The sequence below is a fragment of the Winogradskyella pacifica genome, assembly GCF_003386275.1.
Taxonomy (GTDB): domain Bacteria; phylum Bacteroidota; class Bacteroidia; order Flavobacteriales; family Flavobacteriaceae; genus Winogradskyella; species Winogradskyella pacifica.
This window is the reverse complement of record NZ_QREI01000002.1, coordinates 535,356-557,139: the sequence shown is the minus strand read 5'-3', so window position 1 is coordinate 557,139 and position 21,784 is coordinate 535,356. Positions and strand designations below refer to the sequence as shown.

At 34.6% G+C, this 21,784-nt stretch carries 22 protein-coding genes; 21 read left to right on the top strand and 1 reads right to left on the bottom strand.

The annotated features are described in order from the left end of the window. Positions 1–6: 6 nt before the first annotated feature. From DFQ09_RS06685 to DFQ09_RS06590, 20 genes are all read left to right on the top strand, one after another. Entirely contained in the window at positions 7–627 is a 621-nt protein-coding gene (locus DFQ09_RS06685; protein WP_115808873.1) for a MarC family protein, read from the top strand. 269 nt (positions 628–896) lie between these two features. Then, entirely contained in the window at positions 897–1,400 is a 504-nt protein-coding gene (locus tag DFQ09_RS06680; RefSeq protein ID WP_115808872.1) for a GbsR/MarR family transcriptional regulator, read from the top strand. A gap of 11 nt (positions 1,401–1,411) precedes the next feature. After that, positions 1,412–2,539 carry an efflux RND transporter periplasmic adaptor subunit gene (locus DFQ09_RS06675; RefSeq protein ID WP_115808871.1) on the top strand — a complete coding sequence of 376 codons (1,128 nt, stop codon included), beginning with the start codon at positions 1,412–1,414 and terminating at the stop codon, positions 2,537–2,539. Between the two features lie 22 nt (positions 2,540–2,561). Continuing rightward, positions 2,562–5,699 carry an efflux RND transporter permease subunit gene (locus DFQ09_RS06670; protein WP_115808870.1) on the top strand — a complete coding sequence of 1,046 codons (3,138 nt, stop codon included), beginning with the start codon at positions 2,562–2,564 and terminating at the stop codon, positions 5,697–5,699. 5 nt (positions 5,700–5,704) lie between these two features. After that, positions 5,705–7,126, top strand: coding sequence for an efflux transporter outer membrane subunit (locus tag DFQ09_RS06665; protein WP_115808869.1), 1,422 nt, complete (start codon positions 5,705–5,707; stop codon positions 7,124–7,126). Between the two features lie 11 nt (positions 7,127–7,137). Further along, entirely contained in the window at positions 7,138–7,731 is a 594-nt protein-coding gene (locus DFQ09_RS06660; RefSeq protein ID WP_115808868.1) for a TetR/AcrR family transcriptional regulator, read from the top strand. Positions 7,732–7,822: 91 nt separating this feature from the next. Further along, entirely contained in the window at positions 7,823–8,827 is a 1,005-nt protein-coding gene (locus DFQ09_RS06655) for an LLM class flavin-dependent oxidoreductase (protein ID WP_115808867.1), read from the top strand. Positions 8,828–9,133: 306 nt separating this feature from the next. After that, the gene (locus DFQ09_RS06650) at positions 9,134–10,462 is read left to right on the top strand and encodes a TolC family protein (protein ID WP_115808866.1); all 1,329 of its coding nucleotides are present in this window, start codon (positions 9,134–9,136) and stop codon (positions 10,460–10,462) included. 11 nt (positions 10,463–10,473) lie between these two features. Next, on the top strand, positions 10,474–11,667 hold the full coding sequence (locus tag DFQ09_RS06645) for an efflux RND transporter periplasmic adaptor subunit (protein ID WP_115808865.1): 1,194 nt from the start codon (positions 10,474–10,476) through the stop codon (positions 11,665–11,667). A 16-nt stretch (positions 11,668–11,683) separates the two neighbouring features. Further along, positions 11,684–12,427, top strand: coding sequence for an ABC transporter ATP-binding protein (locus tag DFQ09_RS06640; protein ID WP_115808864.1), 744 nt, complete (start codon positions 11,684–11,686; stop codon positions 12,425–12,427). A gap of 90 nt (positions 12,428–12,517) precedes the next feature. Continuing rightward, positions 12,518–13,738, top strand: coding sequence for an ABC transporter permease (locus DFQ09_RS06635; RefSeq protein ID WP_115808863.1), 1,221 nt, complete (start codon positions 12,518–12,520; stop codon positions 13,736–13,738). A 7-nt stretch (positions 13,739–13,745) separates the two neighbouring features. Next, complete coding sequence (locus DFQ09_RS06630) at positions 13,746–14,783, top strand: sensor histidine kinase (protein WP_115808862.1); 1,038 nt, start codon at positions 13,746–13,748, stop codon at positions 14,781–14,783. Between the two features lie 2 nt (positions 14,784–14,785). Further along, on the top strand, positions 14,786–15,514 hold the full coding sequence (locus tag DFQ09_RS06625) for a LytR/AlgR family response regulator transcription factor (RefSeq protein WP_115808861.1): 729 nt from the start codon (positions 14,786–14,788) through the stop codon (positions 15,512–15,514). 133 nt (positions 15,515–15,647) lie between these two features. Further along, positions 15,648–15,947 carry an EF-hand domain-containing protein gene (locus tag DFQ09_RS06620; RefSeq protein ID WP_115808860.1) on the top strand — a complete coding sequence of 100 codons (300 nt, stop codon included), beginning with the start codon at positions 15,648–15,650 and terminating at the stop codon, positions 15,945–15,947. 254 nt (positions 15,948–16,201) lie between these two features. Next, complete coding sequence (locus DFQ09_RS06615; RefSeq protein WP_115808859.1) at positions 16,202–16,807, top strand: DUF6515 family protein; 606 nt, start codon at positions 16,202–16,204, stop codon at positions 16,805–16,807. 199 nt (positions 16,808–17,006) lie between these two features. After that, on the top strand, positions 17,007–17,600 hold the full coding sequence (locus DFQ09_RS06610; RefSeq protein ID WP_115808858.1) for a Crp/Fnr family transcriptional regulator: 594 nt from the start codon (positions 17,007–17,009) through the stop codon (positions 17,598–17,600). 78 nt (positions 17,601–17,678) lie between these two features. Beyond that, entirely contained in the window at positions 17,679–18,029 is a 351-nt protein-coding gene (locus DFQ09_RS06605; protein ID WP_115808857.1) for a hypothetical protein, read from the top strand. Positions 18,030–18,041: 12 nt separating this feature from the next. After that, positions 18,042–18,914, top strand: a complete 873-nt coding sequence (locus DFQ09_RS06600; RefSeq protein ID WP_115808856.1) for a pirin family protein — start codon at positions 18,042–18,044, stop codon at positions 18,912–18,914. 110 nt (positions 18,915–19,024) lie between these two features. Next, positions 19,025–19,912, top strand: a complete 888-nt coding sequence (locus DFQ09_RS06595) for a pirin family protein (RefSeq protein ID WP_115808855.1) — start codon at positions 19,025–19,027, stop codon at positions 19,910–19,912. A gap of 138 nt (positions 19,913–20,050) precedes the next feature. Next, positions 20,051–20,224: an adenylosuccinate synthetase gene (locus DFQ09_RS06590; protein WP_115808854.1), complete on the top strand. Its 174-nt coding sequence runs from the start codon at positions 20,051–20,053 to the stop codon at positions 20,222–20,224. Positions 20,225–20,337: 113 nt separating this feature from the next. Here DFQ09_RS06590 and DFQ09_RS06585 read toward each other — a convergent pair whose 3' ends face one another. Continuing rightward, on the bottom strand, positions 20,338–21,204 hold the full coding sequence (locus tag DFQ09_RS06585) for an outer membrane beta-barrel protein (RefSeq protein ID WP_115808853.1): 867 nt from the start codon (positions 21,202–21,204) through the stop codon (positions 20,338–20,340). A 163-nt stretch (positions 21,205–21,367) separates the two neighbouring features. Here DFQ09_RS06585 and DFQ09_RS06580 point away from each other — a divergent pair, with 163 nt between their 5' ends. Next, positions 21,368–21,565, top strand: coding sequence for a hypothetical protein (locus DFQ09_RS06580; RefSeq protein WP_115808852.1), 198 nt, complete (start codon positions 21,368–21,370; stop codon positions 21,563–21,565). The last annotated feature ends 219 nt before the right edge of the window (positions 21,566–21,784 follow it).

Genomic DNA, 21,784 nt, shown 5'->3' with positions numbered 1-21,784 from the left:
CGTCAAATGGATAACTTAATTACATTTTGTATAACCGTATTTACCGGTTTTTTTGCCATCACAAATCCGATATCAAACATGACGGTTTTTGTGGCCTTAACCCAAGGTGCAAATAAAAAAACAAAAGAAGACATTAATAAAAGAGCAAATATCATTGCCTTTATAATTGTTACGGTCTTTGTATTGTTAGGGAAATTTATTTTTGAGTTATTTAATATTAGTATCCCTGCCTTTAAAATTACAGGTGGGATTTTAATATTTTATATTGGTTTTGAAATGCTGCAATCTAAACAGTCTAATGTTAAGAGCCTTAAACATGTAGATATTGATGAAAACATTGCTGTATCACCATTAGCCATTCCTATTTTAGCAGGCCCAGGAACTATTGTTACAGCGATGAACTTTGTAGCTAATGTAGAACCGATTCACATTATTTTAGTCATAGCTATATTTGGGCTGATGAGTATACTTGCTTATATCACATTTAGATTAAGTGATAACATCGTTAGATTGGTAGGTAATAACGTCATCTCTGTTATTGGTAAAATTATGGGATTAATTATTGCCATTATTGGTACTGGTATGATTATTCAAGGTATTAAATTATCTTTCAATTTAATGTCATAATCCACTCGTAAAACTTACAAGTCATTAACATTAATGTAACTAAATACGCAGAATTACAGACCTATTTAGATATGCGTATCTATATTGACCTTAAATATATTACACTCATTTATACTATCATTTTATAGTCTTTTTTTAGTCCGTTAATTATTTTAACATTCATTTAACTTCGATTAGTTCGGTTTGTTCCGAACCTATAGATATATTTGCATAGAATTTTACTGTTCTTGATAATTTTAGTTTCAAAATCAGTAGCAAATAGTTAAACAATGAAAGAAAATATCTGCCAAAAAAAAATGGGCTTAGTTGAGAAACTCGGTGTTCATTTGGAGAACAGAGAGCAATTGGCTCCTGTCGCTGCGCGAATTTTGTCTTACGTTATACTCACTGGTAAAAGAGGAGCTACATTTGAAGACTTAGTAAGTCTTCTTTGTGCAAGTAAGAGCACCATCTCAACGCACCTTAATCATTTACAAGATTTAAACAAAATTGAGTATTTCACAAAAACAGGAGATCGCAAAAAGTATTTTGTCATTAATAAAGATACTATAGTACAACATGTAGACCGAATGATAAGTCATTGGCAAGAAGAACGCGAAGTGCACATCGAAATTAAAAGTTATAAAGACAAACAAAACAACGAAAAAATCGAAAATGAAGACGAGAAGTTCGATTTAACATTTCATAACGATTATATCATGTTTATAGACGAAGCGTCTTCTTCTGTAAAAGCCCTAAGAGAAAAATTAATAAACAACCAATTCAAAATTTAAAGTAAAACGAAATGAAAAAGACTAATTTATATACTATCCTAGGATTATTCTTAGTTATTGTCAGTTGTGGCGATAAGCAAAATGCTACAGCAGCACCATCTCAAGCTCCACCAGCTCCTTTTCCGGTGACTCAAATACAAACGATGACAGTAACAGGACATACAGAATATCCTGCAACTATTGAAGGTATTGTAAATAGTGATGTAAGAGCTAAAACATCTGGTTATATTGAAAAAGTATATGTTGATGAAGGTCAGAAAGTACGAAAAGGACAAACGTTATTTAGACTAGAAACTCAGTCTTTAAGTCAAGATGCTGGTGCAGCAAAAGCTCGTGTTAATGTAGCACAAGTAGAGGTAGATAAATTAGTGCCTTTAGTAGAAAAGAACATTATAAGTGCTGTACAATTAGAAACAGCAAAAGCTAATTTAGCTCAGGCTAAAGCTAATCTAAGTGGTGTTTCTGCAAATATTGGTTATGCAACAATTAAAAGTCCTATTGATGGCTATGTGGGTTCAATTAATTTTAGAGAAGGAGCTTTAATTAGCCCAAGTGACGCGCGCCCATTAACAACTGTAAGTGAGATTGATCAAGTATATGCATTCTTTAGTTTTAACGAAGCACAATACATTAACCATTTACAGAGATCTGAAGGAAAGACGAAAGCAGAGCGTATTAAAAATTCTCCAGACTTGAGTTTGATTTTAGCCAACGGAAAAGAATATTCTGAAAAAGGAAGAATTCAAACTAGCACAGGGCAAGTCAATCAAAATACAGGAACTATAAAAATTAGAGCTGCTTTTGATAATCCTAATGAAATTTTAACCAATGGAAACAGTGGTAAAATAAAGTTTCCTATAGAATATAAAGACGCCATCGTAGTTCCTCAAACGGCAACATTTGAGCAACAAGGAAATATTATGATTTTTAAACTTGGTGCTGAGAATAAAATTGAGACTGCAATTATAAAAGTACAAGGTACTGTAGACAATCTATATGTTGTAGAATCTGGCTTAGATACCAATGATAAAATTGTAATAACTGGAGTTGGTAAATTAAGAAACGGTATGGTGATTTCTCCGCAAGACACACCTTTTGAAGAGGCTATTAAACAGATACCTACTTTATTTAAAAACTAATTAACCTAGAAACATAGTAATCATGTTAAAAACATTTATTGAAAGACCTGTGCTTTCAACAGTAATCTCTATTATTATAGTGTTACTTGGAGTTATTAGTATTTCAAGTTTACCTATAGAAGAGTATCCAGATATTGCACCGCCAACAATTAAAGTTACGGCGAATTATACAGGTGCAAACGCAGAAACCGTTTTAGAAAGTGTTATTATTCCTATTGAAGAGCAAATCAATGGAGTAGAAGGTATGACGTATATTACCTCTACAGCATCTAACACAGGAGCGGCGGAAATCACAGTGTATTTCGATCAAACCATCGATGCAGATATTGCAGCTGTAAACGTTCAAAACCGTGTGGCTAGAGCAAACCCATTATTGCCTCAAGAGGTGATTCAAACAGGTGTAACCACTCAGAAACAAGAAACAAGTGCATTAATGTTCATTTCTATGTATTCTGAAAGTGAGGATTATGATGCTACATTTATTCAAAACTACTTAAAAATTAATGTTATCCCAGCAATGCAACGTATTAGTGGTGTTGGTGATGTTAGTGTCTTTTCACAACAAGATTACGCCATGCGTATTTGGTTAAATCCTGAAAAATTAGCCTCATATGGTTTAATACCTTCTGATATTTCTGCCGCTTTAGCTGAACAAAATTTAGAAGCAGCTGCAGGTTCTTTAGGACAGAATAATGGGGAATCATTTTCGTACACATTAACGTATAGCGGTCGTTTTAAAGACGAAAGTCAATACAGTGATATTGTTATTAAAGCTTTAGGAAACGGGGAATTTTTAAGATTGAAAGATGTTGCAACTATTGAATTAGATGCACAATCATATTCTTCTAACGCAATGAGTTTAGGAAATCCTGCAGTATTTATGGGGATTTTTCAAACTAAAGGTTCTAACGCCCAAGAGATTATTGAAAATATTAAAACCACACTAGAAACGGTAAAAGCGGATCTACCAAAAGGTTTAGATATTTTTGTACCATACGATACCAGTTTATTTTTAAATGCCTCTATAGACAAAGTAGTAACCACGTTATTAGAAGCCTTTTTATTAGTATTCTTAGTTGTTTTCATCTTCTTACAAGATTTTAGATCAACTTTAATTCCTGCAATTGCAGTACCCGTTTCTATTATTGGTACCTTCTTTTTCTTGAATGTATTTGGGTATTCCATTAACTTATTAACGCTATTCGCATTAGTACTCGCCATTGGTATTGTGGTAGATGATGCCATTGTTGTTGTAGAAGCCGTCCATGCGAAAATGGATGAAGGAGAACACAATCCTAAAAAAGCAACGTTAACAGCGATGAACGAAATTTCTGGAGCGATTATCTCAATTACGTTGGTAATGGCAGCCGTATTTATTCCTGTAACATTTGTAACCGGTCCAACTGGTGTGTTTTATGAGCAATTTGGTGTCACCTTAATTATTGCAATTCTTATTTCGGCAGTAAACGCCTTAACTTTAAGTCCGGCATTATGTGCCTTATTATTAAAAGGACATAAAGAAGATGAAGAATTAAAAGGCAAAGGTCCTTTAAAACGTTTTTATACCTTATTTAATCGTGGGTTTAATGCTACTGTAGAGCGCTACGGAAGATCACTTCACTTTTTATATAGAAGAAAAATTGTTTCAGTACTACTTTTAGTTATTGCAGGTGTCGGAATTTATTGGGCATCTAACACCACACCTACAGGATTTGTACCAAATGAAGATAGAGGAATTATTTTCGCGAATATTGAATTACCTCCAGGAGCATCATTAGATAGAACAGATGCCGTATCGAGACAATTATATGAAAAAATTGAAGGTATAGAAGGTATTGTCGGTGTTAACTTTATTAAAGGTCGAAGTTTAATTAGTGGTGCTGGTAGTAACTTTGGTTTCGGAATTATAAAATTAGAAGATTGGGGAGAGCGTAAAGACGACGCACTTTCTGCACAAGCGATTACCGGAAAATTATTTGGTATTGCAGCATCAATTCCTGAAGCTAATATTATTTTCTTCTCACCGCCAAGTATTCGTGGTTTTGGTAATTCGGCTGGTTTTGAAATTAACTTATTAGATAAGTTTGGTGGCGAATTTGCAGATTTAGATAAAGCAAAGAATGATTTTACGATGGCTTTAATGCAACATCCTGAAATTAAATATGCGACATCTTCATTCAACACTAACTATCCACAGTATGAAATGGAGGTTAACGTTCCTTTGGCTAAAGAAAAAGGAGTTTCGATAACGAGTATCTTTTCAACTTTACAAGGGTATATCGGTGGAGTTTATGCTTCAGATTTCTCTAAATTCGGAAAACAATTTAGAGTGTATATTCAAGCATTACCAGAAGATAGAGCTGATGAAAGTGCTTTAAATAGTATGTATGTGAGAACTGATTCTGGTGAAATGACACCAATTACACAGTTTGTAAACTTAAAGCGTGTGTATGGTCCTCAATCGGTAACGCGTTTTAACCTATTCAACTCAACAACTATTACAGGTGCTACCAACGATGGCTTTAGTACAGGTGATGCAATTAAAATAATTGAAGACGAAGTTGCTAAACTACCGAGTAATTACACAGTTTCTTATTCTGGTTTAACCCGAGAAGAAGTCAATGCTGGTAACCAAACGACCTTTATATTTATACTAAGTATTCTGTTTGTGTATTTCTTATTAAGTGCACAATATGAGAGTTACTTGTTACCATTTGCAGTGGTATTATCATTACCATTTGGTGTATTTGGAGCGTACATAAGCACGAAGTTCTTAGGCTTAGAAAACAACATTTATTTCCAAATTGCATTAATCATGCTTATTGGTCTGTTAGCTAAAAACGCCATCCTTATTGTGGAGTTTGCGCTACAACGACGAAAGAATGGTGAGTCGATTGTAGATGCAGCAATCCATGGAGCAAAAGCACGTTTACGTCCAATTTTAATGACATCTTTCGCCTTTATTTTAGGATTGATGCCATTAGTATTAGCAAGTGGAGTTGGAGCCGAAGGTAACAACTCAATAGGAACAGGTGCAGCAGGTGGTATGCTTATTGGAACTATTATGGGAGTCTTTGTAATTCCTATATTATTTATATTATTTCAGTGGTTACAAGAAAAAGTTTCAAGTAAACCAGTAACAAAAACTATTGAAGATTAAAAACTATGACATCGATTATAAAACATAGAAATTTTAGTAAAGGCTCATTATTGCTAATTGTTGCGATTACATTACAAAGTTGTTTTGTGGCGCAAGATTATGTAAGACCTGAATTAGAATCGGAAACTGAAACATTATACAGAACAGATAATCTGCCAACAGATAGTATATCTATGGCAGATGTATCTTGGAAAACATTATTTACAGATCAATACCTTCAACAATATATTGAAGAGGGGCTGCAAAATAATATGGACGTTCGTATAGCGATTCAGCAAATGGTAGCAGCAGAAGCTTATGCTAAGCAAGGTAAAGCGGGTTATTTACCATCTGTAAATGTGGGTACCAACTGGACGCATCAAGAATTATCTAAAAACACCCAATTTGGTGCATTCTTAAGTGATCGGTCTACAGATCAATTCGATATTACAGCAAACTTATCTTGGGAAGCTGATATATGGGGGAAAATCCGAAGCAATAAAAGAGCAACACAAGCTGGTTATTTACAAAGCGTAGCAGGACATCAAGCTGTAAAAACACAGCTGATTTCTAGCATTGCAAACACCTATTACAGTTTAATAGCTTTAGATGCTCAGTTAGAAGTGACTAAGCAAACCATTGCAACAAGAGAAAGCGGTGTGGAAACTATTAAAGCGCTAAAAGATGCAGGTCAGGTGACACAAGTGGCAGTAGATCAAAATATCGCGCAATACAATAATGCAAAAGCATTACAAGTAGATATTGAAACTGCTATTTTTAAAACAGAGAATACATTAAGTATTTTATTGGGTAAATCTGGGCAAGATTTTGAACGCAACAGTTTAGATATTCAAGAAATTGAGCAAGACATAAAACTAGGTGTACCAGCAACTTTATTGAGCAATAGACCAGATGTTATGGCGGCTGAATATAGCTTAATTCAATCTTTTGAATTGACCAATGTAGCGAATAGCAACTTGTATCCATCTTTAACCTTAACGGCAGCTGGCGGATTACAAAGTTTAGAGTTAGACGATTTATTTAGCGCCAATTCATTATTTGCTAATATTGTGGGAGGATTAACACAACCGCTTTTAAATCAGCGTAAGCTTAAAACTCAAAAAGAAGTGGCTATTGCACAACAAGAGCAAGCCTTACTTCAGTTTAAAAAGACCTTGTTAGTTGCAGGAAGTGAAGTTTCTAATGCCTTATTTTCTTATGAATCTGAAACTAAAAAATTCGAGTTTAGAAAGAATGAAGTTGAAGCCTTACGTACAGCCGAAGCTAATTCAGAAGAATTACTTAAAAATGGTTATGCTAACTATTTAGATCTTTTAACAGCAAGACAAAGTGCCTTAAGCGCAGAGCTTAATATTATAGATAGTCAATTGCAACAATTAGTATCTATAGTAGATTTATACGAAGCGCTTGGTGGTGGTTGGAGATAAAATAGTGTACTATGATTACTAAAGCAGAATTGTTAGAACGCTCTATTGCAAAGTTTACTCAATTTGGGAGTAAGCATGTCACTTTAGACGAATTAGCAAATGAACTTGGTATTTCTAAGAAGACTATTTATACCTTTTTTGACAATAAAGAAGACTTAATCACTTCTGGTGTTGAGAGTTTATTTAATGAATATAGAGAAAATATAAATGAGATTATTGCGAATCATGGTAATGATCCTGTTTTGAGTGTTATATTAATTTACAAAAGAGGGTTTGAGTATTTAAGATACTTTAAACCCTCTTTTCTTTTTGGTTTAGAAAAGTACTACCCTAAAGCGAATCGTTTATTTGACGCTTTTGTTGAAGAATTAGCAAATACCATAGTCTATAACTTACTGAAGCAGGCGCAAGATAAAGGCAACATTAAAAAAGAGGTGCATATAGAATTAGTCGTTAAAATTTATTTTTTCAGAATCGACAACCTCGTATTTAAAGACAATAATTTATTTGAAACCTATCAAAAAGAAGATTTATTTAAACATATGGTCATTTATAACTTAAAAGGAATAATAAGTGACCATTATTCTAATTCGTATTTTGATTAAATCTTATCAATTAGTTTAAATTTACGCAAAAAAGATTTAAATAAAACAGAAGTATATCATTAACACTAAACCCTAATAATTGTGTTTACTTATGACAAAGAAATCCATAGCATATTCCATATTAGACCTTGCATTAGTTTCCGAAGGTTTAACACTAAAACAAACCTTTAACAACACCCTAAAATTAGCGCAACATGCTGAAAATTCAGGATTCACGCGCTATTGGTTAGCAGAGCATCATAATGCAGCTAATATTGGAAGTAGTGCAACGTCGGTATTAATTGGTTATGTTGCAGAAGGTACAAATACGCTACGTGTTGGTTCTGGTGGTATTATGTTACCCAACCATTCACCTTTAATTATAGCAGAACAATTTGGCACTTTAGGTGCTTTATATCCTAATCGTATTGACTTAGGCTTAGGTAGAGCTCCAGGTACAGATCCTGAAACAGCAAAAGCCATACGATCAGATTTTATGCAAGCGGCTCAGTCATTTCCAGAGGAAGTAGAAAAAATACAAACTTATTTTTCTATAGAAAATGAAGACGCAAAAGTACGTGCTACAGTCGCTGAAGGCGTCGATGTGCCAATTTATATTCTCGGTTCTAGTACAGATAGTGCGCATTTGGCAGCAAAAAAAGGCTTGCCTTATGCTTTTGCGAGTCATTTTGCGACTACGCATTTGTGGGATGCCATTAGTATTTATCGAGAAAAGTTTCAACCTTCCGAAACTTTAGAACAACCTTATATAATAGCTGGCGTTAATATTATTGTCGCTGATACCGATGAAGAAGCCGAACGCTTAGCAACCTCATTAATTAGAATGATAGTTGGCATATTTACAGGCAGACGCGCTAATGTGCAACCACCAACAGCTATGACAGAAGATTTACGAGATATTATGAGAAATCCTCAGGTGCATCAAATGTTGAAATATTCGTTTATTGGAAGTAAAGCTACAGTTAAAGCTCAGGTTAAAGAGTTCTTAGAGCAATCTAAAGTTGATGAGCTTATTGCTGCCACTCATATTTTTGATATAAATGATAAGATAAGATCTTCGGAATTGTTCGCTGAAATAATGCAAGAATTGAATTAAGTTTTTGCGCACCTATAGCTGATACTTACGCGTTATAAAAACGATTTAAAATAGTCGATTATTTTGAATATAAAGTAACCGATTTTTAATAAAACGAAACCTGCTCTTTAGCAGGTTTTTTTTATTGTCACAACACAACAGTTAAGTGCCATCAATTTATCTACGATCAACTAATATTAAACTCCAAAAAAATCTCATCGATAAAATACCTCAATTCATATAGTGAATTAGCGCAAACGTCTATCGCTTTATATTAAGATTGGATATCGTTTCATATTTGTAGTGTAAAATTAAATACACGTAAAAATGAAACATCTTTTTATCATCATAACACTGCTAGTAACTCAGCTTATCTTTTCACAAGAGACGAGTTCAGAAACCTCAAAACTTTGGACTTTAGAAGCGTGTCTTCAATATGCCTTAGAAAACAATATTACTATAAAGGATGCGGCTTTAAATTACGACCAAGCCGCAGTAGATTATAGTAAAGCGAAATCATCTAGACTTCCAAACCTAAACGGTACAGTATCTGAAACATTTTCTAACGGAAATTCTATTGACCCGATTACTAGCGATTATGTTACGGATCAAATCTATAGTACTAACGTCAGTCTTAATAGTTCTATGACTTTGTTTCAGGGCAATCAGATTAATAATCAAATTGCACAGAACGAATTATTATTAAATCAAAGTGTATTTCTCGAAGAAGAAACGAAGAACAACATTATTCTAAGCATCTTAGAAAATTATTTACAAATTCTATATGCTAAAGAAGCTGTTACTATCGCTGAAAATAATGTCGCAGCATCAGAAAAGGAAGTTGAGCGTGCCAAAGCAAGATTAGATGCTGGTACTATTGCCTTAAGTGATTACACCGAAGCACAGAGTCAAACGGCAACAAACAAATATGCTGTTATCACGGCTAAAAATAACTATCAACAATACATTATAGCCTTAAAACAATTATTAGAGTTAGACCCAACTCAAGATATAGAGATTGAAACTTTAAATACCGATACAGATTACATTACGCTAGAACTCGATAAAGTGGCAATATATACTAAAGCACTTGGTATTCTACCTGAAGTTAGCGCGAGTAAAATTGGAGTAGAGGTAAGCGAAAAAGGTTTAGACATTGCTAAAGGCGCCTATTTACCAACCTTATCGTTAGTGAGTAGTTTGGGATCTGGATTTACAAGTGTCAATGATAATAACTTCTCAGATCAGTTTAATGTGAATTTTAATCAACGTGTCGGACTGTCTTTAAACATTCCCATTTTTAATAGAAATCAGACAAAAGCAGCAGTACAATCGGCACAGATTAATATTGAAAAAGCACAGATTAATCAGCAACTGACCGAAAAGACGGTATACAAGAAAGTGGAAACCGCTTATCAAAATGCAGTGTCAGCACAAGAGCAATTGGTCGCAGCAGAAGCATCGCAATCAGCGGCAGAACAATCTTATAATCTAGCGCAGAAAAAATATGAACTAGGAGGCTTAAGTACTACCGATTTAGTAATTAGTCAAAACACCTATACTAATGCACAACAAAATTATTTACAAGCGAAATACTTAAGCATTTTATACCATCAATTATTACAATTTTATCAAGGAAACTCTATTAAACTTTAATTCAAATAATCATGAAAAAAAATAAGAAAACCATCATAATAACCAGCATAGCAGTCATAGTAATTGCTTTTGCGAGCTACGCTTTTCTAAAAGGAGACGACGGCATGGTTATCGAAGCTAAAACAATAGTAGCAAAACAAGCTAACGTCACAACTATGGTCACTGCAACCGGAACCATGGAGCCTATCACACAAGTAGAAGTGGGAACACAAGTATCTGGTGTTGTAGAAAAAATACATGTAGATTATAACAGTGTGGTTACGGAAGGTCAATTGATTGCTGAATTGGATAAAACCAACTTAAATGCAGCTAAAACGCAAGCACAAGCAGTGTATGATAATGCCGTAAGCCAAAGAAGTTACACACAAACTATTTATGACAGACAAAAAACATTATATGATAATCAAGTGATAAGTAAATCAGATTTTGATGATGCGGCATTCAACTACCAAACAGCAAAAGGAACGGTGACACAGCGTTATTCAGACTTACAACAAGCCAAAACTAATTTAGGTTATGCCAATATTTATTCGCCTATAGATGGTGTTGTATTATCTAGAGCTATTGACGAAGGACAAACCGTAGCAGCAAGTTTGAGCACACCAACCTTATTTACCATTGCACAAGACTTAAAAGAAATGCAAGTGGAAGCGGATGTGGATGAAGCTGATATCGGACAAGTTACAGAAGGTCAACGTGTAGAATTTACTGTAGATGCTTACATAGGTGAAACCTTTGAAGGTGAAGTGACACAAGTACGATTAGACCCAACAGTTACTTCAAATGTAGTGACGTACACCGTTGTAATTAAGGCAGATAACCCTGACTTAAAACTAAAACCAGGATTAACAGCGACGATCTCTATTTATACTTTAGAATTGAATGATGTATTAACAGCAGAAGCCAAAGCCATCAACTTTAAACCGGAAAGAGAAACGCTAAGCGCGTATAACTTACAACATCAGTTAGAGGGCAATACGAGCGAACGGTCTAGAGAAGAAACCGCCCTTTGGGTATTGGGATCTGACGGTTCTATAACACAAAAGGCAGTAACTCTTGGAGCTAGTGACGGAGTTAACGTACAAATTTTAAGCGGTATTTCTAAAGGAGATCAACTCGTTTATAGTTTAAAAGAAGTTGACAAATCAGAAGTGAGTACGGCAGCTAAAAGCACAAGCCCATTTATGCCACAACGTAAAAGGTAATAGAAAACAAAGAATCATGAGCAAAGCAATCATAAAAATAGAAGATTTAAAACGAGAGTTTACCATGGGAACCGAAACGGTACATGCGTTAAAAGGTATTTCGTTTGATATTAAAGAAGGAGAATTTGTGACCATTATGGGATCGAGTGGTTCGGGTAAAAGTACCATGCTGAATATTTTAGGATGCTTGGATCAACCGACTTCAGGAACCTATGAAATTGATGGTGTACGTGTAAAAGACCTCAGCAGAAATGAATTAGCAACCATTAGAAACGAAAAGATTGGGTTTATTTTTCAATCTTATAATCTTTTAGCAAGAACATCGGCGATTGAAAATGTAGAATTACCATTATTATACAATAGTAAAGTATCTACAGAAGAACGTAGAAAACGCGCTGTTGAAGCTTTAGAAAAGGTAGGATTAGGTGAACGTTTGCATCATACACCGTCACAGCTTTCTGGTGGACAACAACAGCGTGTAGCCATTGCGAGATCTTTAGTGAATAATCCCGTAATGATATTAGCCGATGAAGCTACGGGAAACTTAGACACACGAACCTCGTACGAGATCATGTCCTTATTTCAAGAATTAAACAAGCAAGGTATTACCATCACGTTTGTAACGCACGAACCTGATATTGCCACCTTTAGCAGCAGAACCATTGTATTAAAAGATGGACAAGTAATGCAAGATTATAACAATCATAACGTACAATCTGCAGCAAACGAATTAGCCAAATTACCTAAACAAGATGATTAATTATAAAATACCATATCAAAATTCTAATATGACTTTAGATGTAATTGTGGCATTCCATTTTGACCTTAAAAAAACTATAAATATAAACAGATGAGACTATTAAATTTATTTAAAATCGCAACAAAAGCCATCATTCTTAACAAAACAAGAACGTTGTTGACGATGCTTGGAATTATTATAGGTGTAGCATCTGTTATCGCTATGTTAGCCATTGGAGAAGGATCAAAGGAAAGTATTCGTACTTCCATTTCTGCAATGGGTTCTAATATGATAACTATAAAAGCGGGAGCTGATACCAAAGGTGGTGTACGACAAGAAGCTAGCGTCATGGAATCGCTAACTTTAAGTGATTACGAAGCGATTAAAGCACAATCGACTTTATTAAGTTATAGTTCTCCTGTGGTAGAAGGTAGAGGTCAGGTTATAAATGGTTCTAGCAACTGGCCATCATCAATTTATGGTGTTAATCCTGAATATTTAAACATTAAAGTCGTCGGTTTACAGAGCGGCAGCATGTTTACAGAAGCAGAAGTTAAAACCGCGTCAAAAGTAGCTGTAATTGGGCAAACCGTTGTAGAAAATGTGTTTCCTGACGGTCAGGATCCGGTCGGACAAATGATTCGTTTTAATAATATCCCGTTTAAAGTGATTGGTGTTTTAGAAGAAAAAGGTGAAAATACTTTTGGTCAAGATCAGGATGATGTGGTTATTGCGCCTTATACAACGGTACAAAAACGTATTTTGGCTATCGATCATTTAAATCAAATTATGGCTTCTGCGATCAGCGAAGAAGAAGCGCCAGAAGCCGTTTTAGAAGTTTCTAATATTTTGCGTGTGCAACATAAATTAACGGATAGTAATAACGATGATTTTACGGTGCGTTCTATGGAGGAATTAATTTCAACATTTAGTTCTACCAGCGAAATGTTAACCATTTTATTGGTCGCAGTCGCAAGTATTTCATTGTTAATTGGAGGTATTGGTATTATGAATATCATGTATGTTTCTGTAAAAGAACGTACCAAAGAGATTGGTTTGCGTATGGCAGTAGGAGGTAAGGGATCCGATATTTTAATGCAGTTTTTAATCGAAGCCATCCTAATTAGTATCACAGGTGGTGTCTTGGGTGTATTATTAGGACTCGGAGCCACTGTGTTCATAGAAAAATTCTTAAATTGGCCTACAAGCGTGGCATTGTATTCTATTGTAATTTCGTTTGCAGTTTGTGCTGTAACGGGTATCTTTTTTGGATGGTATCCTGCACGAAAAGCATCAGCTTTAGACCCAATCACAGCTTTACGTTACGAATAATAAAATTATGTACAAGAATAAAACAATTACAGCCCTTTTGCACTTACTAGTTTGGTTAACACTATTTAGTTTACCTTACCTGCTGTCTTATGGCCAAGAACAAGAGTTAGATAGAGTTAAAGCGCATTTCTGGATCCCTTTAGTATTTTCTGTGATTATATTCTACTTCAATTACTTTGTCCTAGTAGATCGCTTTTTGTTCCTTAAAAAAATGCTGCATTTTATAGTTATAAATGCAGCACTGATTGCCTTTTTCTTGTTTTTAAAAGAATATATTGAAGATAATTTCTTTCAACAAATTCTAAAAAAACGCTTTGAGAACTCATACAGAGTTGCGCCACCATTTAAAATAGCCGTCTACATACAAGTCTTATCCTATTTAGCACCGCTTTTATTTTCAATTGCTTTAAAAACAACAAAACGTTGGAATAAAACCGAAGCGGAACGTAAAGAAGCAATGCATGTAAAGTTAAAGTCAGAGTTACAGCATTTGCATTACCAATTACAACCGCATTTCTTTTTTAACTCCTTAAACAATATTTATTCTTTAGTCGATATTTCGCCAGACCAAGCCAAATCATCTATACACAGTTTAAGTAAACTAATGCGTTATATGTTGTATGAAACTAATGTAGAGTCCATTCCTCTTACTAAGGAAATAGACTTTCTTAAAAAGTATATCGATCTAATGAAGTTGCGCGTTTCAGACAAAACATCTGTGAGTTATAGCTTTCCTTTTAAAGAGACGGGCATTCAAATAGCTCCGTTGTTATTTATTTCATTGATCGAAAATGCCTTTAAACATGGTGTCTCAGCAACGAAAACAAGTAATATTGACATTAACATGACCAGTGATGATAACATCGTTTTATTTTCAGTGGAAAACAATAATTTCCCGAAGAAAACTGACGATAAAAGTGGCTCTGGTATCGGACTTCAAAATTTAGAAAAACGATTAGAACTGTTATACCCAGATAAATTCAGCTTTAAAACAATTGTAAAAGACGACCGTTTTTTAGTCACTTTAAAAATTGAAATCAACTAAATATGAGCAACTTTAAAATCACCTGTAGTATTATAGACGATGAGCCTATGGCGCTCAATTTAGTAGAAAGTTATGTTGAAAAAACTCCGTTCCTAGATCTAAAAAACAAATTTAGTAGTGCTATTGAAGCGATGGAGGTGCTTAAAAACAATCCAGTAGATTTACTCTTTTTAGACATACAAATGCCAGATCTTACAGGTATTGAATTTTCTAAAATGCTACCTAAAGAAACCCGTGTTATCTTCACCACAGCCTTTGATCATTATGCCTTAGAAGGTTTTAAAGTCGAAGCTATAGATTATTTACTAAAACCGTTTGATTATGCTGAGTTTTTAGCCGCAGCCAACAAAGCTAATACCTGGTTTCAATTGGTAAAAGGGAAACGAGAAAGCATCCTATCTAAAGAAAAAGAATTCCTCTTTGTTAAATCCGAATACAAACAACTACGCGTCAAATTAGCAGATGTCTTATATTTTGAAGGCTTAAAAGATTATATCAAAATATGGTTAAAAGATAACCCAAAGCCTATCTTAACGTTGATGAGTTTAAAATCGCTAGAAGAAGAACTCCCCGAATCTCAATTCATGCGTGTGCACCGATCATTTATTGTATCCTTACATAATATAGATGTTATTGAACGCAGTCAGATTATCATTAACCAACAGCGGATTACAGTGTCTGAACAATACAAATCAAAGTTTTTAGAGTTCATTAACAACAACTCCTTATAAAACAAACCACATTTCTGTTTCGTCTATAAAATATTCGCATTCAACGGTGAATACACAGGGTATGTATATTGTTTTTCTAAATACCATTCTGTAAAATTACATTTGCGTCTTCAATTAATTAAATCCTTCAAACATGAAAAAAGTAGTACTATCATTAACTCTAGCCGCTACACTATTTAGCTGTAATAGTGTAAAAGACGTTAACACATCAACGCTATCTCAGGCAGCAACGTTATTAAGCTCATTAAGTTCTAATTCAACGGTGCAGCAAATTACAAGTCTGTTTAGTTTATTAGATACTAATAACGATGAAGCAATAAGCTCAACAGAGGCAATTGGTTCAGTTGCTGAGAATTTTAATGTATTAGATACTGATAGCAATTCCAGTTTAAATCTAACGGAATTAACAGGTTTATTAAGTTTATTAAAATAAATACCCTAGTTTATTTAATAGCTGAAAAGGGTGTGCTTGTATTAAGTATACCTTTTTTTATGACCAATAATTAAGGCTTAAGTATAAACCTTAAGATGGCTATATCGATATAATTTTCTTGTTCGTAGATACAATTGTAGCAACCGTCTATTTGCTTTTTATTTCAGAAATAATACAAATACCTTTAAACTATCAATTACAAGTAAAGTCTTATTTAAAGATTGAAAAAGTTGAACATATTAAAAACTAAAATTATGAAAGCACTTATCAAAACAATAGTATTACCAGCATTGATGCTGATAGGAATGTCAACACAGGTTTCAGCGCAAACAAAACGTAGTAATTCTAAAACAGTAACTACGACCACAACAAAGCGAACTAGCGCCATTGCAAAAAAGACAACAAACAATAGAGTTTCGAGTTCAAATGTCACTTATAAAAAGCCGACAAAAAAAGTGGTATCCGTAAGAACGGTACCAAATAAAACAGTAGTTAAACATAATGGTCAAAATTACTATTATGGAAATAATAAGTATTATACCCAATCTAGAGGACGTTACATTGCTATAGCACCAAAAGTAGGGTTTAGAATAAAAACATTACCTGTAAACTATACACGTATTAGTTACAACACGCGTAACTATTACAACTCCCAAGGTATCTTTTATGTTCAAATAAATAATGAATATGAAGTGGTAGATCCAGAAGTAGGGACAGTCGTGTACGAACTTCCAGAAGATTATGAAAAAGTAACCATAGACGGACAATCGTATTACGAATACGCAAATATACTCTACGAAAAAGTACAGGTAGATGGCACAAGAGCTTATGAAGTGGTAGGCATTATTGATATGGAATAGAACAAAGAATGAATTAGATTAGATTAGATTAGATTAGATTAGATTGTTGATTGGAAGAAAAGGAGGATAGTTATTGCAACTAAGCCTCCTTTTCTAATTTTAGAATAAATCGTCTTAATATAGGACTGTAACAACCATCAAAAACCATCGTATTAATTCCGAAATGATTAAATTTGAGTTTCACCACTGAAGTAGCATTATGGGTTTAGCTAATTTTAAAAAGCATCTTATTGAAAAAGGCGGATTATCTGAAGACGAATTTGCGCGAATAGAACCTTTTATTCAAATCAGAAAGGTATCTAAGAACGATTATCTTTTGCAGCAAGGTGATATCTGTTCACATTCCTTTTTTGTAGAAGAAGGAGTCTTGCGTCTGTATGACTTAAGTGAAGATGGCAAAGAAAACATCTTACAATTTGCAACCGAAAAATGGATTGTAACCGACCGTGGAAGTGTTTATTTCCAACAACCTTCAACCTACTATATAGACGCTATTGAAGATACTGTAGTGGTAATGCTAGATGATGCTTTTGTAAATGAAGTCGTCAAAGTAAACATCGGGTTCCGAAAACAAAACGAAATACTATTACAAAATCATATTCGCCATTTATACAAGCGTATTAGCTTATTACTAGGAGCATCTGCACGCGTACGTTATTTAGAGTTTGTTAATATGTATCCAGATATTATGCTCAGAGTACCACAATGGATGATTGCATCTTATTTAGGCATCACTCCAGAAAGTTTAAGTCGGGTGAGAAAAGCCCTAGCCGAAGAAAACTTCAAATCTTAGAACACAAACACGCTTACCATAGGTCAATGCATAGCGTTATAGCTTGCTGTAATTTTACAGTAATAAAAACAATGCATTATGAGACATTTAGAAGTATTAGTGGTGACCCCACAGACTACAACATCAAAAATTTTAAACTGGAAAGTTTCTAACGTCAGTAATGTTGAAATAGCCATAGAAAAACTACAACAACGACCGTATAAGGTTGTGGCTATTAACAAGACAATTGCGGCTATAGATAAAACCAAATTTAAGCAAATTGCAACCATTCTCAATACGGATGCAATAGTGGTAGAGTACACTGATAATAACACATTAGCAGATACTGTGAAACGAGCATACTGGTCAAAACACACGCCACAGAGAGAACGCAATTATTTAGATAATGCATTCGAAATTAAACTAGCAAATAGTATCAATTTAAATTAAAACACAAATCAGATGAAAACGAGACACATAGAAAAAGTAACCCAACCTGGCACACCACATTTTGTAGGTGATGGATTTAGAGTTCATAATTTCATTCCTGGGACATCCACAATGCAACGCATGGATCCATTTATTATGCTAGATTATAATTCAAAATATAATTTTCCGGCAACAGACCAACCAAAAGGTGTCGGAGTTCATCCCCATAGAGGATTCGAAACCGTAACCTTAGCGTACAAAGGTCGTGTAGAACATAATGACAGTTCTGGTGGAGGTGGAGTCATAGACGAAGGAGACGTACAATGGATGACAGCAGCTTCTGGTGTATTGCACAAAGAGTTTCACGAAACAGAATGGAGCAAAAAAGGCGGTGAATTTCAAATGGTACAACTGTGGGTAAACCTTCCTGCTAAGGATAAAAAGAGTCCACCAAAATACCAAGCCATTTCTAATGCACAAATAACAAAAGTAGCCTTACCAGATAATGCTGGTGAACTTGAAGTTATTGCAGGCGCCTACAACGGACATAAAGGAGCAGCATCTACATTTTCTCCAATAGAAATGTATAACCTGAGGTTAAAGAAGGGAGCAAAAACGCAATTCACCTTTCCAGAAAACTACACCACAGCTTTAGTAATGGTAGAGGGAGATGCTAAAGTGAATGGAGATACCGAGGCACCACAAGATCATTTTGTAATGTTTAGCAACGATGGAGATACCTTTGCTGTAGAAGCCTTAAGCGATACCGTAATTTTAGTGCTAAGTGGTGAACCTATTAAAGAGCCTATTGCGGCACACGGCCCTTTTGTAATGAATACCCAAGAGGAACTTATTGAAGCTTTTCAAGATTTTAATACAGGTAAATTTGGATATTTAGAAGACTAATTCTAAAAAACAGCTCATATCTTTTGAGTTGTTTTTTTTATCTTTAAAATAATCATAAAAAGAAATACCTTGTAGCTCAATGCTATAATGATGACTAAAACGAACAACAGATGTCAAACACCAAATTAATTATAGAAGAACGTGCGGCCAATATTGGTAATTTTATGGTAGGTCGTTTATTACCATTTAAACAAAAGCGCATGGTTGGCCCATTCATCTTTATAGATCACATGGGACCAGTGAGTATGAACGAGGACGAAAATATGGATATCGCCATGCACCCACATATTGGTTTATCTACACTAACATTTTTATTTGATGGAGCCATAATGCATCGCGATAGTTTAGGCACAGCAGTAGAAATCACAGCAGGAGCCGTAAATTGGATGACAGCAGGAAAAGGAGTGGTGCATACCGAACGTACCCCAGAGCGCTTAAGAACGTCTAATAAAACGCTACATGGTTTACAAATTTGGGTGGCTTTACCCAAAGCACACGAACAATGCGAACCATCGTTTACCCACGTCGCGGCAGATGACATTCCGAGTTGGCAACATAACGGAGTTCATTTTAAACTCATTGCTGGCAAAGCCTTCGGAAAACAATCCGCAGTACCCGTTTATAGTCCACTTTACTTTATTGAAATAAAATCGAGCGACACTAAAACGGTGTCTATTGGCGACTTTTTATTTGGAGAAAGTGCCTTATATATTTTAGAAGGAAGCATTACTAGCGATGGACATACTTATGTTCCTAAACAATTGTTAGTGGCTAAAGACAGTACACTTTGTGCATTTGAAATTGAAGCAAATTCCACTGTTTATATTTTTGGAGGAGAAGCATTTCCTGAAGAGCGATTTATTGAATGGAATTTTGTAGCCTCAGACAAAGACTTACTTGAGAAAGCTAAAGATGATTGGAAAACAGGTAAATTTCCAGAGGTTCCTAACGAAACAGTTCGTATTCCATTACCACCACCAATACGGTCTGGCAGTTAAAGCATAAACTCACCATTGTTTATTTTGAAGAATAGACTTGGTGTCTAGGCATGCAATTTTAACGAAGTTTTAAAATTACTATTCATAGAACTCATTTAAAATTCAGTATCTTAAACATCAACCTTATAATCAATAGACATGCAAACCATATCTCAATTATTAAACATACAAATTCCAAAGGGCACACCAAATCCTGGTGAAAACACAGCCTTAGATTTATCTAGACCTTTCGATATTATTGTATTTATCATTTTACCAATTCTTATTGTCATACTCTTCCTAATATGGAGACAGAGGAGGCGAAGAAAATAATACCACAATACGTTACTGTTATCTTATACAGCATTGACGTTTCAAACACGCACAAAAAAAAATCCTATCACTACGATAGGAGTCTTTTAAAGTTATATGTTGATAGATTTAAATTACCGCGCAGTAGCTGCGGCTTTCTTAAATTTATAAATCACTCCAAAATTAATTCCGAAAGACGAATAGGGCACTTTTACGGCTAATTGTTTTGATGTATCTGTATTACCTGCAGGTAACTCATCTACATAAGTTGTGGTTCTGTTAGTACCTTGTGGTAAATTATTTAAAGTATAAAGGCCTTCTACGGCAACCGTTCCATCTGGTAACACAACGTTCGTATTAAATTCAGTAATCTCAGAATCTTTTCGTTTTAAACTAATTCCATAATATTCAGCTTCTGCAAAAACACTAAAATTAGTATCTATAGGATATTCATAACCTAGTGCCGCAACAAAACCTAAAGGAAACTGGCCATGAAAATCTTCAACGTAGTTGGTTTCAGAATACGACCCCAGTGGCACACCAATAGCATCTGCTTCAGCCTGCGTAAAATCGGCTTGCTGTTGCACAACAGCTTCGGTTTTACCACCTAATTTTACAAGGGCTCCAATACGGCCATAGACGTTAGGATTAAATTTATAAACAATAGAAGCTGCAGCACCAAAAGCGCGCGCTCTAGCAATAGCATCGACCTCAGTAAAAGGTAAGGTCACTTTAGATACCGTTTGGTCAGAGCCATGTAGATATCCCAAACTTAAATCCACACCAAAGCTGTCATTAAAAAAATAAGTCCCGCGTAATTGCGCATTTAAACCTTCTCCATAACTGCCATAAGAATTTTCTATGCCGTTAACCGTTAGAGTTTCACCTAATTTCATTCCGGCGCTACCGATGGCATAGCCACCACTGGCAGAAACTTGAAATTGGGCATAAGAGGTTGTGCTTAATAATAGGGCTGCAAGTATTACAATAGTTTGTTTCATAATTGAAGTTTTTTTTAGAAGTGATTGAAGATTTGGACTTCAAATGATGGTGACCACAAAGATACTTTTTTAAAAAAAATTAGTTAGTTAAGGTTTCCTTAATTATTCCATAAAATAGATAGCAGCGCTGTGTTACTAAAAGGAATGAACACAACTATTTTTGTTGCATATTAACTTAGTAAATAGGGGATTAGAACCTGCTAAAATAGAAACTAAACTAAGAGCCACTAAAACCGATGATTATCTATGGCTATTAAAAACAGATTTTTCTAATGGACTCTCAGATGGTTCTGGCAGATTTATTGGGTTTAGAGAATATGACGTATCGTTTTGTCTTGATTGTTTGAGTTGGAGCGATTAGAGAAAAGTGAAGGAATCAAAGGTGTTTAAACCTTGGTATTTAAATATCAATCGTCAGTCCGAGTGTCCCGCCTTTTTTGTCTGGGTGTATCGAGAACCTTATGAAATATGATAATTGGATAACTTTTAGTTAAGGAGATATAATAAAAAATAACACTGCTTTTTATTTTTAGAATTGATTTAATAAATTCATGAACAACCAAAATCCACCAAAATTTCT

What these genes read in the sequence shown, in the direction of transcription:
- DFQ09_RS06665 (WP_115808869.1), top strand. Translation starts at nt 5,705, where the DNA reads ATGACATCGATTATAAAACATAGAAATTTTAGTAAAGGCTCATTATTG.
- DFQ09_RS06675 (WP_115808871.1), top strand. Translation starts at nt 1,412, where the DNA reads ATGAAAAAGACTAATTTATATACTATCCTAGGATTATTCTTAGTTATT.
- DFQ09_RS06645 (WP_115808865.1), top strand. Translation starts at nt 10,474, where the DNA reads ATGAAAAAAAATAAGAAAACCATCATAATAACCAGCATAGCAGTCATA.
- DFQ09_RS06670 (WP_115808870.1), top strand. Translation starts at nt 2,562, where the DNA reads ATGTTAAAAACATTTATTGAAAGACCTGTGCTTTCAACAGTAATCTCT.
- DFQ09_RS06650 (WP_115808866.1), top strand. Translation starts at nt 9,134, where the DNA reads ATGAAACATCTTTTTATCATCATAACACTGCTAGTAACTCAGCTTATC.
- DFQ09_RS06610 (WP_115808858.1), top strand. Translation starts at nt 17,007, where the DNA reads ATGGGTTTAGCTAATTTTAAAAAGCATCTTATTGAAAAAGGCGGATTA.
- DFQ09_RS06655 (WP_115808867.1), top strand. Translation starts at nt 7,823, where the DNA reads ATGACAAAGAAATCCATAGCATATTCCATATTAGACCTTGCATTAGTT.
- DFQ09_RS06660 (WP_115808868.1), top strand. Translation starts at nt 7,138, where the DNA reads ATGATTACTAAAGCAGAATTGTTAGAACGCTCTATTGCAAAGTTTACT.
- DFQ09_RS06680 (WP_115808872.1), top strand. Translation starts at nt 897, where the DNA reads ATGAAAGAAAATATCTGCCAAAAAAAAATGGGCTTAGTTGAGAAACTC.
- DFQ09_RS06585 (WP_115808853.1), bottom strand. Translation starts at nt 21,204, where the DNA reads ATGAAACAAACTATTGTAATACTTGCAGCCCTATTATTAAGCACAACC.
- DFQ09_RS06640 (WP_115808864.1), top strand. Translation starts at nt 11,684, where the DNA reads ATGAGCAAAGCAATCATAAAAATAGAAGATTTAAAACGAGAGTTTACC.
- DFQ09_RS06685 (WP_115808873.1), top strand. Translation starts at nt 7, where the DNA reads ATGGATAACTTAATTACATTTTGTATAACCGTATTTACCGGTTTTTTT.
- DFQ09_RS06590 (WP_115808854.1), top strand. Translation starts at nt 20,051, where the DNA reads ATGCAAACCATATCTCAATTATTAAACATACAAATTCCAAAGGGCACA.
- DFQ09_RS06630 (WP_115808862.1), top strand. Translation starts at nt 13,746, where the DNA reads ATGTACAAGAATAAAACAATTACAGCCCTTTTGCACTTACTAGTTTGG.
- DFQ09_RS06635 (WP_115808863.1), top strand. Translation starts at nt 12,518, where the DNA reads ATGAGACTATTAAATTTATTTAAAATCGCAACAAAAGCCATCATTCTT.
- DFQ09_RS06605 (WP_115808857.1), top strand. Translation starts at nt 17,679, where the DNA reads ATGAGACATTTAGAAGTATTAGTGGTGACCCCACAGACTACAACATCA.
- DFQ09_RS06595 (WP_115808855.1), top strand. Translation starts at nt 19,025, where the DNA reads ATGTCAAACACCAAATTAATTATAGAAGAACGTGCGGCCAATATTGGT.
- DFQ09_RS06620 (WP_115808860.1), top strand. Translation starts at nt 15,648, where the DNA reads ATGAAAAAAGTAGTACTATCATTAACTCTAGCCGCTACACTATTTAGC.
- DFQ09_RS06600 (WP_115808856.1), top strand. Translation starts at nt 18,042, where the DNA reads ATGAAAACGAGACACATAGAAAAAGTAACCCAACCTGGCACACCACAT.
- DFQ09_RS06615 (WP_115808859.1), top strand. Translation starts at nt 16,202, where the DNA reads ATGAAAGCACTTATCAAAACAATAGTATTACCAGCATTGATGCTGATA.
- DFQ09_RS06625 (WP_115808861.1), top strand. Translation starts at nt 14,786, where the DNA reads ATGAGCAACTTTAAAATCACCTGTAGTATTATAGACGATGAGCCTATG.